Origin of the sequence: Streptomyces sp. NPDC048696 (assembly GCF_043198895.1) — a bacterium.
Classification (GTDB): domain Bacteria; phylum Actinomycetota; class Actinomycetes; order Streptomycetales; family Streptomycetaceae; genus Streptomyces.
This window is the reverse complement of the sequence record NZ_JBICVJ010000010.1, coordinates 287,768-300,449: the sequence shown is the minus strand read 5'-3', so window position 1 is coordinate 300,449 and position 12,682 is coordinate 287,768. Positions and strand designations below refer to the sequence as shown.

Here is a 12,682-nt window from a genome sequence, read left to right as displayed (position 1 = left end):
CAGTCAGTACACCCCCTCGACCACCGAGGTGGTGGCCGACTCGTACGGGCGGACGCCGGAGACCTCGATCCCCGGGAAGCCGTCCACCGAGGCGCGCCGGGTGGCGAGGTCGCGCTCCAGGGTGGGCGGGGTGAAGTAGTCGCGGGTCAGGACGGTGATGACGACCCGGCCCTCCTCGTCCTCGGCGACGATCCGGTCCGGCTGTTCGGGGTCGACGAGTTCGACGACGGTGTACGGGTGGAAGGGGCGGAAGACGCACGGCGCCTTGTCGTGCGGCCGGGGGGTGCGCTGCGGGGCCACCCCCATCATCGTGTTGCCGTACGCGCCCGCCAGCGTGGCCTCCGGGAACAGCTCCTCCTGCAGCAGGCGCAGGGTCTCGCCGTCCATGCTGGTGCCGCCCCAGATCATCCCGCGCACACTCCGGCGCAGCAGGCTGTAGACGTCCTCGCGCGCGCTGATCGTCTCCAGGATGCGCGGGGTGCTGGAGATACAGCGGATGTCCTGAGTGGTGAGGACGTCCTTGACCTGGTCCAGGATGTGGTCGACATAGCGCCGGAACTCGCTCTGGCGCCCCTCGGCGACACAGCGCCGCACCCAGCGCGGGTCCAGGTCGACGAAGTAGCAGAGGTGGCCGCGCAGTTCGCTGAGCGTGGAGATGTTCTTGGCCATCACGTGCGGGCCGGTCGGCCCGATGTGCAGCCAGTTGCCGTCGCCCGAGGGGAACCCCTGCTCGTCCAGCATCCGGCTCTGCCACTCCACGTTGCGCCGCCGCGAGCCGGCGTCCACGATCCGCTTGGGCGCACCGGTGGCGCCGCCCGACTCGTAGATCCCGAACCGCACCCCGGGCGCGCTCCCGCGCGGCACCAGCTGATCGGCCGGTATCCGGCTCCAGTCGACCGGGACGTCCGCGAACAGCCGCAGATCCGCGAGGCTCCGGACGTCCGCGCGCGGGTCGAACGAGAAGCCCTTGGCGCGCTCCACCCAGTACGGGCTGCCGGTCAGCGGCGAGAAGTGCCACTCCATGGTCGCGCGGACGAGGTCGTCGATGTCGGGGGACTGGTCAAGTGGGGGCTCGAACACGGAACTGAAGTCGTCGGCCATCTCGGTTCGGTCCTGTCCGTTCTCTGCGAAGTCTCTGCGAAGCGATCGGCGACCCGGCGCCTTCAACACGCGGTGGCCGTAGAACAGTTGGCTGATTGTCAGAGATGCTGATTGTTGGCAGTATGTTGAGTGCGGGAAGGGGCGTCAAGACTGCCCGCGCGTCAGTGGGGAGCTCGGCGCGCGGGCGCCTCGCCGGTGCTTCCCGGCCGTGCCCGGGCGCCCTTGCGCCGGCCCGGTACGGCACCGGACGGGCGGATCCCATGGGTGCCGAAAGCGGTGAGGAGCGTACGGGTGAGCCAGGGACGGCAGATCACGGCGAGCCCCGCGCCACCGGGCTCCGGGCCCTGCGGGCGCCGCGCCGGATGCGTGTCCGCGACCGGGGTGACCTGCAGCCCGGCCGCCTCCGCCACCCGGAACAGCGCCTGGTCGCCCCACTCCCAGGCGGTGCGGGAGTGGATGTACGCGTCGGCGTCGCCCTGGATCACCGCGACCGTCTTGGCCCCGGCCGACCCCATCGGGATCAGCTCGGCCCCGATCTGCCGCACGACCGTACGCGCGAACGCGGCCGGGCGGCGGGTGTCGACCACCACCCGGGGGCGCTGCCCGGGCGGCCGCGACGGATGGCGCCACCCGGCGTCCCGGTCCGCCGTGCACACCACCTCGCACAGCGCCGGAACCGCGACGGCCGCCGCGACCACCCCCCGCTCCCGCTCCCACAGGGCGAGCCGCACCGACCAGTGCGGGTCGCCCGGGCCGTGGTACTCCTCGGCCGCGTCCAACGGCTCGACCAGCCACACCCGGCGCCTGCGCAGCTCGTCCGGCGCCCGCTCGGCCGGGGCGGTGAGCACACCGTCCCGTGGATAGCGGGCCCGGATGCGGTTGCGCAGGAGCAGCCCCGACCATGTGCGCCCGAGCTGGGCCATCTTGGCGCCGCCGGGCGCGAGCCCGTCCTCGTGCTGGGCGCGCAGATCCAGCAGCAGCCGCCCGGCGGCCACCGTGGCGCGCGCGGCGAAGCCCGCGGCCAGGAAGTCGTCGGCCACGACGGTCCGTTCGGCGAATCGCCCCGTGGTGGACATCGACTCATCCCCCGGCGTCCGGCAGGAACTGATGGAGATGCGCCTTGAGGAAGTCGGCGAGCGGGTGCGGATCCTGGCCGATGACCCGACGTACGTCATCGGTCACCGACTCGGCGGCGCCTTCCCTGAACAGCTGGAAGAGCGAGGCGAGTTCGGCCTCCCACGGCCGGTGCTCACGGGCCAGCCACGCGCCCAGCTCCGCACCCGCCAGCTCCTCGGCCACCACTCGGGCCGACGTGAGCCGGCCGAGCAGTTCCGCGATCTCGCCGAACGTCGGCGCGGCGGGCCCGGTGAGCGCGTAGGTGCGCCCCTCGTGCCCCGGCTCGACGAGCACCCGCGCCGCCACCTCGGCGACGTCGTGCTCGTCGACGAAACCGACCCCCCGGCCGCCCGCCGGATCGACCAGCACCCCGCGCCGTCGCACATCGGGCGCGTAGTGCCGGATCAGCTCCTGCATCGGATAGCTGGGCGACAGGATCGTGTACGGCAGCCCCCGTTTGGCGAGGTACCGCTCGGTGATCCAGTGGTGCCGGGCCCCGGGCGCCGGGCTGTCCTCCCGTACGGCGGCGGGCCACGGCGACATCTTCACCAGGCGCGCCCCGACGTCGGCGGCCACGCCGACCGCCGCGTTCTGGCACTCCACGCGGCAGGCGGAGGACAGGAACACGCTCTCGCAGCCCTCCGCCCCCGCCCGCACCGTGTCCGGGTCGCCGAGGTCCCCGGCGACCACCCGCACGCCCGGCCCGGCCGGGACCCGTTCGGACTCCCCGGCCAGGACGGCCACTTCCACGTCACGCTCCCGCAGCGCACGGACCACCGACTGCCCCAGTGGCCCGGCCGCGCCGATCACGAACACTGTCACGGCCCCGCGGCCCCTTCCGTGTGTCCGCACTGAGTCGGCATCGGTCAGTGCTTGTGCTCGTGCTTGTGGTCATGCTTGTGCTTGTGGCTCTGCGGGTGGTGCCCGTGGTCGCCGTGGCCCTCGGGCAGCACACCGCCGTGCGCGGCGAGATGGCAGGCGGGGCAGACCATCCGGCCCCGGTGGTCGTGCAGCGTCTCGACGCTGGTGGGCTCGCCGCAGTCGACGCACAGGTCGGTACGGGCGAGGTGCTTGACGCCCGGGGCCGGGGACTCGGCGCGCTCGACGCTCAGGATGTCGTCGTCGGCCACGCTCAGCAGCCCGGCGATCCGTTCGCCCTGGAGCCGGGCGAACGCCGCCTCGTCCTCCAGCGTCGCGGTGCCGTCGTCGATACGGGTGGACAGCGCCCAGATCTCCTCGGTGCGGAAGACGATGCTGTCGGCCTTCGCCTTGATCCGTACGCCACTGGATCCGTCGCGCTCCCACAGGGTGAACACATTGCGGCCCGCGTCCTCGTGGATCAGGTTGCGCTTGCCGTACGTACAGCCGGTCAGCACCTGGAGCGCGTCCACCGCGCAGGCGTCGGTCTCACAGACCAGCACCAGGGGCGTGGCCGGGTCCTTCGGGGCGAGGGCGGTGAGGGCGGCCTCGGCGACCCGCACGCCGAAGGCGGCGCCGGGGCATTCGTGGCCGTGGAAGCGGACGACGTCGTTGTAAGCCTGGGTGCGATCCATGACGACCTCTTTTATGGAGTGACGGACAGCGTGGAAGGGGTGGGGCGGGGCGCGGCGGACGGGCTTCAGGCCCCCGCCGCCCGCATGCCGGGCAGGGGCGGGACGACGCGGATCACGGCCTCGCGGTCGTTGTCGCCCTCGAAGAACGCCCGCAGGACCGGGCGGTGCAGATCGACCACGGAGAGGATCAGGGTCCACTGGCCCGACTCGGCCGCGAGCACCCGGTCCAGCCGGGTGCAGGTGTCGCGGACCGGATCGTGTGGCCAGGGCACGCGGTGGGTGTGGTAGTTGCCGAAGAGCACCCACCCGGCGTCGTCGCAGGCGTCGTCGATGGCCATCAGCTCGCGCGGATCGGCGATCCAGCCGCGCTGGTCCATCGGCGTCTCGGACGGGATGGCGTGCTCCTCGACGACCTCGTCCATCCGGGCGCGGTGGCCTTTGTCGTGGCGGAGGTTGACGATCAGCGGGAAGACCGAGCCGACCTGGAGACCGCCGCGGGTCGGCCGGCCCGCGACCATCCCGAACGCCTTGCGCTCCTCGGTCTCGCCCGCCAGATAGTGGCCGGTGAACTTCCGTACGGCGTGGGCCACCAGGCTGGCGTAGAGCGGGCGGGGGAAGACGATCTCCCGCGCCCCGGATATCTCCCCGGCGTCCTGGTCCGCGGCGGCGGGCGCGGCGCTCATCGCGCGTCCCCGCCGTCCGCCTCGCCGCCGGTGCCGTTCGGTAACTCGCCGGGCTGCCCGAGCACCGCCCGCGCCCTGGCCACCGCCCGGGCGGTCAGCGCCGCCGACTGGCCGAGGTGGCTCGCCGGGTCGAAGATCTCGTCGAGCGCGGCCGCGTCCAGCGGCGCGCCCGCCAGACCGTCGCGCCCGGTCACCTCGCGCATCGAGGAGCCGTTCTCGCGGGCCGCCTGGACGAGCTCGTACACGTACTCGTGGGCGGTCTGCTTCCCGATGTGCCTGCCGAGCGCGAGCATCAGCTTCTCGGTCGCGATCTGCTCGGCGACCGCCGACACATTGGTACGGATCCGCTCCGGCCGCACCGCCAGGCCGCCGACGAGGTGGCCCACGATCTCGCACGCCGACAGGGCGTAGTGCGAGACGTCGGGCACACAGGCCCACTCGATGCGCAGGGTCCGCGAGTCGCGTTCGTGGTCGCCCGCCATGCAGGCCAGCGCGTTGGCCATCTGCGCGGCCGCCAACCGGGCCATGACGACGGCCTGTTCGCACGCCTCCGGGTTGCGCTTGTGCGGCATGGTGCTGCTACCGACCTGCCCGTGCCGCCAGCCGATCTCCAGCTCGCCGAACTCGGGGCGGGACAGCGTGCGCACCTCGTCGCCGATGCGGCCCATCGTCCCGGCCACCATCGCCGCGCACGACACGAACTCGACGATCCGGTCGCGCGAGACGTGCCAGCCGACGGCGGGAGCCGTGAGGCCAAGCCGGGCGGCGAAGGCGTCGAGCAGCGGCAGCGCGTTCTCGCCGAAGCCCGCCATGGTGCCGACGCCGCCGAAGAGCTGGGCCGCGAGCACGCGCGGGCGCAGCTGCTCGATGCGCTCCAGATGCCTCAGCGTCTCGTCGAGCCAGCCGGCGATCTTGACCCCGAAGCCCATCGGAAGTGCGGGCTGGGCGTGGGTGCGGCCGAGGGCGACCGTGGACCCGTTGGCCTCGGCGAGATCCGCCAGCCGCCCGGCCAGGGAGCGCAGCAACGCCTCCAACTCGTCGAGGACGTCCCGGATTTCGAGGACCTGTGCGGTGTCCTGGATGTCCTGGGTGGTGGCGCCGTAGTGCACGTACTCGCCGGAGCCGCCCTCGCACGACGCCTGGAAGACGCGCAGGAACGCGACGAGGGAGTGGCTGGTGCGGCGGATCTCGGCCCGGATGGCGGGCAGGTCGAGCCGGTTCACATCGGCGGCCTCGGCGATCATCCGGGCGGCGGCCGCCGGGATGATGCCCAGCTCGCCCTGGCTGAGGGCGAGCGCCGCTTCGACGTCGAGCCATCGTTGGTAGCGACATCGGTCACAGAAGATGCGATGGCTGGCCTGGGTGCTGTACCGGTGGCCGTAGAACTGCGAGTCGGTGATGTGGCTGCGTAAGTGGGCGCACTCGGACGGGGGGTGGGGTGCGGCCGGGCCGCCGGGTGCGGGTGCGGTGGTCATGACGGTCGCCTCTCGGAGTGCGGCGAGGTACGGACGGTACGCGCCCGGGCGCCCCGGGGTGCGGGGCCGGACGGGCGGTAGGGACTTGCGCCGTAGGGCCGCTCGCCGGGCGAGACGATCGCCGACTCAGCGATGCCGGTGGCCACCTGACGGGGACTCAGCCCCCGGTCGCGGGCTCCGCAGAGGATGTCGCCGACGAGTTCGCGCATCATCGCCCCGATGGTGTCCAGGACCTCCGGCGCCGTCGGTGTGGTGCGGGGGCCGAACAGCGCCTCCATCGACGCCGAGCCGCCGATCCCGCCGATGAAGTCGGGGACGACCAGGACACCGCGGTCGAGCAGCAGTTGCTCGGCGGTCGGGCTCAGTCCGCAGTTGGCGCCCACGGAGACGATCGGCACCGGCAGCACCGCCGCCTGTGCGGGCGTGATCGCGTCCTCGCCGCCCGCCAGGACCAGTACGTCGGCGGGGAGCTCGAACAGCGCCTCGCGCGGCAGCCGCATCGGCTCGGCGAGCAGGCTCTGCACGGGGCGGCCCTGGTCGATGGTGAGCATGCGGGCGAGGTCGATCCCGCGCGGGTCGACCGCGCAGCCGTACTCGTCGGCGACGACCGTGACCCGTACGCCCGCGTCGAGGAAGGCCATCGCGGCGGCCCGGCCGAGGTTGCCGAACCCCTGGAGGGCGACGGTGACCTGGTGGGCGCGGCGGCGGGTGTGCGCGGTGGCGGCGAGCGCGCTGTGCGCCAGCGCGTGGCCGGCCCGGCGCTGGCCGAGCGTGAGCAGCCCCACCGGGGTGGACAGCAGGCTCATCCGGGCCCGGAACTCCTGGTCGCCGATGCGCTGGGCACGCCGTACGGCGATCTTCGCGGAGCCGATGCCCAGCTCGGCGGCGATCCGGTCGAGCTCCTCGAACCGGGTGCCCATGTCGCAGCCCATGCTGAAGCGAGTGGTCAGCTCGTCGGCGAGGAAGGCGACGAACCGCCGCAGGACGGCTTCGCGGTGCGGTCCGTGCGGGTCGTAGGCGATGCCGCACTTGGCACCGTCGACGTTGACCCCGAGCACGCGCTGCTTGAGCGTCATGCGTCCCGCGAGGGTCCGGAGGGTTTCGGCGGTGAGTCCGGCCTGCATGCGGCAGCCGCCCGCCGCGAGGCGGCAGTCGGTGGCGTCGTAGGCAAGGTAGCCGGGACAGTGTTCGACAGGATCGATGAACTCGATGACGCTGACCATGGTTCCCCCGTAGGTCATACAGATGTGCAAACACAGACACGCGCAGATTCGAGCAAGATAGATTGTCTGCTACAGTGACAATCAGCGTTCTGTCAGTTCGGGAGCATGGCCGACCGGTGACTGGAGAGTCAAGGGGCCCGCTGCGCGGCCTTCATGATGGACCGTCACCACTGGAGGGTGAACCAAAAAGTGGTGGCGAAGAGGGAACCGAACGATGGGACATCGCCGTTGTTCCATGGGTTGCAGGGCTGGCACGGCTTCCTTCTCCGCAAGGCGGGCCAGCGTTTCACCGAGCAGGCCGAGCAGGCTCTGGTCCATCTGGACATCACCCTGCGCCAGTTCGGGGTCCTGAACGTGGTGCGCTCCGAGCCCGGGATCAACCAGCGCATGGTCGGGCAGACCCTGCGGATCGACCGGACGACCATCGTCGGGCTTGTCGACGACCTTGAGCGCAAGGGCCTCCTGGAGCGCCGCAGAGGCGCCGACCGCCGGACGTTCGCGCTCTATCTGACCGACCGCGGCACCCTGTGCTTGCGGGATGCCGGGGACCTGATGGTCAAGGTCCACGAGTCCTTCCTGCAGCCCCTGTCGGTGGCGGAGCGCGATGTGCTGCGTGAGCTTATGCAACGACTCGCGGTCGCGGACGAGTAGCCGCCGCGGTACGGATCACTCCACGTTGCGGGCCGTCGGTCGCCCGCAACTTCCGTATGCCCGCGCACATGTGATGCCGCTTCAGAAATACCCGCGACCGCCTCCTCTTGCACATCATGTGCAAGTGCTGCAATCTGGCAAGCGACCCTTCCCCGCGTCATCGGTCCACGCCACACGACCCCTCGTGCGCCGCCCGTCCGGATCCGGGGCGCCCCCGCCGTCCGGCGGGGGCCGTTCCGGCCACGACACCACCGGGATCGGTCTCTTCGCCCCGCGCGGCCGCAGCCGGGAGTACCACGGCATATCAGCCTCCCATGGGACCCTGCTGTACGCGGGTGCCACCAGACCCGCCTACGTACGCGCTCACGGCATCCGCCGAATCGATTCGCCGCGCGCCCGGGCCGCCGCCTCCGGATGGTGGGCGAACGCGGGCCGCAACTCGGCCGCGTCGTAGGTACGGTGGAACACCGGCGTGGTCGCCGCCGACATCGGCGGCACGATCCAGGACCAGTCGGCGGGCACGGCACGGCCCTTGTGCTCCTCGCGCTCCAAGTGCCGTACGAAACGCCTTGACTCCGCGTGGTGGTCGGCCATGGTGACGCCCGCCCGGTCGAAGGAGTGCAGGACGGCCCGGTTGAGCTCGACCAGCGCGCGGTCCTTCCACAGCGAGCGGTCGTCGGCGGTGTCGAGGCCCAGGCGGCGGGCGATGCGCGGGAGCAGGTTGTAGCGGTCGGTGTCGGCGAGGTTGCGGGCGCCGATCTCCGTCCCCATGTACCAGCCGTTGAAGGGCGCGGCCGGGTAGTGGATGCCGCCGATCTCCAGGCACATCCCGGAGATCGCGGGCACGGCGTGCCAGCGCAGCCCCCACTCCTCGCTCCACGCGTCGTCGGGGTGGTCCAGTGGCACCTCCAGGACCGCGTCATCGGGCAGTTCGAAGGCGCGCGGCTTGTCGTCGACGCCCTCCACGATCAGCGGCAGCACGTCGAAGGCGGTACGCGGCCCGCCGGCCCAGCCGATCCGCAACGCCATGTCGGTGAGCCCGGCGTTGCGCGGATCGCCGACCACCCGGCCGTCGGCGGCGCGGTAGCCCGCGTACCGGATGAGCTGTTCGTTCCAGATGCGCGGGCCCGGGCGGTCGGCCGCGTCCGGGGCGAAGACGCTGATCAGGGGGCGGATGCGGCCGTCGTTGGTGGCCTGGCGCAGGTGCTCGGCGCAGGCGGCGGCGATCGGCTCCGCGTCGGTGAGGTGGCGCAGATCGCGCACCCGCAGCGAGCGCCAGTAGAGCCGGCCGATGCAGCGGTTGCTGTTGCGCCAGGCCACCCGGGCGCCGAACGCCAGCTCCTCGGTGGTGTGCCGGTAGGTGCCGGTGGTGCGGATCGCGTCCCGTATCTCCGCCAGGCGGGGCTCCGGCGCCCCGAGGTCCGGCTCCTCGGCGCGGTGCAGCCGGATGAAATCGGCCGCCTCGCGCCATACGGCCGGCTCGTCGGCGTTCGGCCCGCCGTGCGCGGGGCGCCTCGGCCTGCTCAGGAATTTCCGTATCACGGGCACCTCCGGCAACGGCGGACGGACGATCGGTGGGCCGAATGATGCCCGTGAACCCGTTGCGGCGGACGGCCGTTGCGGCGCAGTGATCGGCAATGGCGCGTTCGCGTCGCGCGATGACTGCTTTCGACCGGGTGGAGGTGACCGGAGGTGACCCTCGGTGGGACCGGGGGCACCCCCGTGGCCCCCGGTCCCGTGGGCCGTTCACCTACGACATGGTGCCCCCGACCGGGCGGCACGGCGTCAACCCCGCGATGGGTCACGGGGTAAACCCGTGCGGTACGCGCTCCCGGGTTCCGTTGTGCGGGCGGCGCCCGGGGTGTGGCCGAACGCGCGGCGGAAGACGTCGATGAACGCGCTCGTCGACGACCAGCCGCACCGCTGGGCGACCGAGGTGACCGAGGCGTCGTCGGCGAGCAGCACCAGGGCGTGGTGCAGGCGCAGTTGGGTGCGCCACTGCGGGAACGTCATCCCCAGTTCGGCGCGGAAGAGCCGGGTGAGCGTGCGCGCGCTCGCGCCCGCCGTGGCCCCGAGCTCGGCGAGCGGGCGGGCGTCGGCCGGGTCGTCCCGCAGGATCGCGCAGACCGCCGCGAGGCGCGGATCGCGGGCCGTCGGCAGATGCAGCGGCTGCTCGGGCGCCCGGCGCAGTTGGTCGAGCAGCACCGCGAGCATCCGCCGGGCCTCGGGCGTGTCCGTCGGCCCGGGTGCGCTGTACGCGATGATCAGCTCGCGCAGCAGCGCACCGACGGCGAGCACGGCGGGCCGGTCGAAGCCGGGCGGACGCCGGTCGATGGGGACGCCGACGGTGTGCAGGTCGGTCTCGCCGTACGCCCGGTGCTCGTGCGGGGTCCCGGCGGGCACCCAGATCGCCCGGGTGGCCGGGGCGACCCAGCTCCCCGCGTCCGTGGTCACCGAGAGCACGCCCCGGCCCGCGTAGACGATCTGGTGCACCTCGTGGCGGTGCGGCGCTACGCCCGCGCCGGGCGTGAGAAACCTGGTGGTGGTGGGGAAGTGCGGCGGACCGTGGCGGATGTTCGGCACAGCTTGGCACTTTATCGGAAGCCCGCCAGGGGGCGGCGCTTCGATGATCGGTGGATGACCCCGCCATCCGAGCCCTCGCCGTCGGCCACCCCGCCACCTGCCAATCCACCGTTTGCCGACTCACCGTCTGCCGACCCGCCGTCCGCCGTCTCGTCGCCCGCGACCCCGTCCGCCGAGTCGCCTCCCGCCGTCGCCCGGAAGCCGCCCGCGACCGTCGTGCTCGCCCTCGGCCACGCCACCGTCGACTTCTACCAGGGCGCCGTGCCCGCGCTCGTCCCGTTCCTGGTGGCCGACCGCGCGTACGGCTACCCGGCGGCCTCCGGCATCGTCCTCGCCGCGACCCTTCTCTCCTCCGTCGTACAGCCCCTGTTCGGTGTGCTCACCGACCGCTGGACGATGCCCTGGCTGATCCCGGTCAGCAGCCTCTGCGCGGGCGTCGGCATCGCGCTCGCCGGGCCGGGCGACTCGTACGTACTCACCTGGCTCGCCGTCGCCCTCTCCGGCATCGGGGTCGCCGCCTACCACCCGGAGTCCGCCCGGCTCGCCCGCGTCGCCGCGCGGGGCAGCCATGTCGCGATGGGGTGGTACTCGCTGGGCGGCACCATAGGCTTCGCGCTCGCGCCGCTCGCCGTCGGCCCGCTGCTCTCGGCCGGCGGTCTCGGGGCGACCCCGTGGCTGGTGGCGCCCTCGGTGGCCGGGGTGCTGCTGACGGCGCCGGCCGTCCGCCGCCTCGCACGGCACGCGGCCGAGGGCCGCGCCGCCGCCGCGCGGTCCGCGAAGAGCGACAACTGGCCCGCGTTCCTTCGCCTTTCGGCGATCGTGGTGTGCCGCTCGATCGTGTACGTCGGCCTGAGCGCCTTCATCGGGCTGTACGCGCAGGAGCGCGTCGGCGGGGGTCCCGCGACCGGGTCGGCCGCGCTGTTCACCCTGTACGCGGGCGGTGCCGTGGGCACGGTGGCGGGCGGCCGGCTGGCCGCGCGGTGGGGGCGGGTGCGTACGGTTCGGGTCGCGTACGCCGCGTCCGTCCCCGCCGTCGCGGGCGTGGTGCTGGTGCCCGGTCCGGGTCTGTTCGTCTTCGCCGCGCTCACGGCGGCCCTGCTGTACGTGCCCTTCTCGCTCCAGGTGACGCTGGGTCAGGACTTCCTGCCGAGCCGCGTCGGCACGGCGGCCGGGGTCACGCTCGGGCTCGCGGTCAGCGTCGGCGGCCTCGCGAGCCCGGGGATCGGCGCACTCGGTGAGGCGGTCGGCCTGGGGGCGGCGCTCGCCCCGCTCACCGTGCTGTGCGCGCTGGCGTGGTGGCTGGCACGGACGCTGCCGGAACCGGCGGACGCCGCTGGGACAGAGGGGGAGACGGCCGACGGCTACGGCTACGGCGTGAGCACCGGCAGCGCGCGCGGTACCACGTCCAGCGTGTAGCGCGCCGCTCCGGTGTACAACAGATCGCCGTCGTGCTCGAAGAACAGCGGCTGGCCGTCCGTGCGCTCCACCACCACCCGGCGCCCGCGCGCGTACACCACCCCGTCGTGGCCGACATGGCTGCCGTCGCGGACCAGGCGCAGCATCTCCCGCAGCGGGAGTTCGGCGCCGGTGACGCAGATGTCGAGCAGCCCGTCGTCAAGCACCGAGCACGGCAGCGGCATGAACTGCCCGCCGCGTCGGCGTCCGCCGCCCACAAGCACCGAGACGGTCGCCCCGGACTGGACGACGACGCCGTCGACGCTGACGCGGCCCGCGTACGGCCGGAACGCGATCATCGTCCGTGCCACCGACGTCTCATAGCGCCCCCGACGCGCCCCGCCCCTGTCGAACACGCTGGTGAGCGCCTGCGCGGCCAGCCCCGACGAGGCGCCGAGCAGGGCCAGTTCACCGGTCTCGGCGATCCTGGCCACATCGACCCGGCGTATGCGCGGCGCGGACAGGGCGGCGTCGAGGGCCGCGGGCCAGGGGCGGTCGGACCAGAGCTCGCGGTAGAAGGAGTTGGCGGCGCCGCCGGGGAGGACGAGCAGGGCGGCGCGGCGCTCGGCCGCCCCGGCGAGCAGTCCGGTCATGATCTCGTGGGCGGTGCCGTCGCCGCCGACCGACACCAGCACGGCCGGGCCGCCCGCTCCGCCCGCCGCGCGGGCGAGCCGGCGGGCATGGCCCGGCCGCTCGGTCACAGCCAGCTCGACCGGCGTACCGGCCCCCGCGATCCGCCGCGCGACCTCGTGCGCCATCTCCCGCGTGTGCGTTCCCGCGGCTGGATTGACCACCACCAGAACGGACTGGGGGGATGGACGCATCGGCGGACACCTCGGCGC

The 12,682-nt window shown here is 73.1% G+C and carries 12 protein-coding genes; 2 read left to right on the top strand and 10 right to left on the bottom strand.

What is annotated here, in order from left to right:
- Positions 1–3: 3 nt before the first annotated feature.
- The 7 genes from ACGFRG_RS22990 to ACGFRG_RS22960 all read right to left on the bottom strand — a co-directional run bounded on the left by ACGFRG_RS22990 (position 4) and on the right by ACGFRG_RS22960 (position 7,151).
- Positions 4–1,101 carry a phenazine biosynthesis protein gene (locus tag ACGFRG_RS22990; protein WP_361419012.1) on the bottom strand — a complete coding sequence of 366 codons (1,098 nt, stop codon included), beginning with the start codon at positions 1,099–1,101 and terminating at the stop codon, positions 4–6.
- 161 nt (positions 1,102–1,262) lie between these two features.
- Positions 1,263–2,177, bottom strand: coding sequence for an inositol monophosphatase family protein (locus tag ACGFRG_RS22985; RefSeq protein WP_361419009.1), 915 nt, complete (start codon positions 2,175–2,177; stop codon positions 1,263–1,265).
- 4 nt (positions 2,178–2,181) lie between these two features.
- Positions 2,182–3,039, bottom strand: coding sequence for an NAD(P)H-binding protein (locus ACGFRG_RS22980; RefSeq protein WP_393266592.1), 858 nt, complete (start codon positions 3,037–3,039; stop codon positions 2,182–2,184).
- 44 nt (positions 3,040–3,083) lie between these two features.
- The gene (locus tag ACGFRG_RS22975) at positions 3,084–3,770 is read right to left on the bottom strand and encodes an FmdE family protein (RefSeq protein ID WP_361419002.1); all 687 of its coding nucleotides are present in this window, start codon (positions 3,768–3,770) and stop codon (positions 3,084–3,086) included.
- Between the two features lie 65 nt (positions 3,771–3,835).
- Complete coding sequence (locus ACGFRG_RS22970; protein ID WP_361418999.1) at positions 3,836–4,453, bottom strand: hypothetical protein; 618 nt, start codon at positions 4,451–4,453, stop codon at positions 3,836–3,838.
- Positions 4,450–5,928 carry an adenylosuccinate lyase family protein gene (locus ACGFRG_RS22965; RefSeq protein ID WP_393266587.1) on the bottom strand — a complete coding sequence of 493 codons (1,479 nt, stop codon included), beginning with the start codon at positions 5,926–5,928 and terminating at the stop codon, positions 4,450–4,452. Before ACGFRG_RS22965 ends, ACGFRG_RS22970 begins: the two co-directional genes overlap by 4 nt.
- Positions 5,925–7,151 carry a Glu/Leu/Phe/Val dehydrogenase dimerization domain-containing protein gene (locus tag ACGFRG_RS22960; RefSeq protein WP_393266584.1) on the bottom strand — a complete coding sequence of 409 codons (1,227 nt, stop codon included), beginning with the start codon at positions 7,149–7,151 and terminating at the stop codon, positions 5,925–5,927. Before ACGFRG_RS22960 ends, ACGFRG_RS22965 begins: the two co-directional genes overlap by 4 nt.
- A 228-nt stretch (positions 7,152–7,379) precedes the next feature.
- On the opposite strand from ACGFRG_RS22960, the gene ACGFRG_RS22955 reads away from it, so the two are divergent.
- On the top strand, positions 7,380–7,802 hold the full coding sequence (locus ACGFRG_RS22955) for a MarR family winged helix-turn-helix transcriptional regulator (protein ID WP_393266582.1): 423 nt from the start codon (positions 7,380–7,382) through the stop codon (positions 7,800–7,802).
- 363 nt (positions 7,803–8,165) lie between these two features.
- Here the strand turns inward: ACGFRG_RS22955 and ACGFRG_RS22950 are convergent, their stop codons facing one another.
- Together ACGFRG_RS22950 and ACGFRG_RS22945 are read right to left on the bottom strand one after the other, a co-directional pair.
- The gene (locus ACGFRG_RS22950) at positions 8,166–9,344 is read right to left on the bottom strand and encodes a nitric oxide synthase oxygenase (RefSeq protein WP_393266579.1); all 1,179 of its coding nucleotides are present in this window, start codon (positions 9,342–9,344) and stop codon (positions 8,166–8,168) included.
- Positions 9,345–9,587: 243 nt separating this feature from the next.
- Positions 9,588–10,385, bottom strand: coding sequence for a helix-turn-helix transcriptional regulator (locus tag ACGFRG_RS22945; protein ID WP_361418987.1), 798 nt, complete (start codon positions 10,383–10,385; stop codon positions 9,588–9,590).
- 54 nt (positions 10,386–10,439) lie between these two features.
- Between ACGFRG_RS22945 and ACGFRG_RS22940 the strand changes: the two genes are divergently transcribed.
- The gene (locus ACGFRG_RS22940) at positions 10,440–11,801 is read left to right on the top strand and encodes an MFS transporter (RefSeq protein ID WP_361418984.1); all 1,362 of its coding nucleotides are present in this window, start codon (positions 10,440–10,442) and stop codon (positions 11,799–11,801) included.
- Here the strand turns inward: ACGFRG_RS22940 and ACGFRG_RS22935 are convergent.
- Positions 11,753–12,664, bottom strand: coding sequence for a diacylglycerol kinase family protein (locus tag ACGFRG_RS22935; protein WP_361418981.1), 912 nt, complete (start codon positions 12,662–12,664; stop codon positions 11,753–11,755). The genes ACGFRG_RS22940 and ACGFRG_RS22935 overlap by 49 nt on opposite strands.
- Positions 12,665–12,682 lie beyond the last annotated feature (18 nt).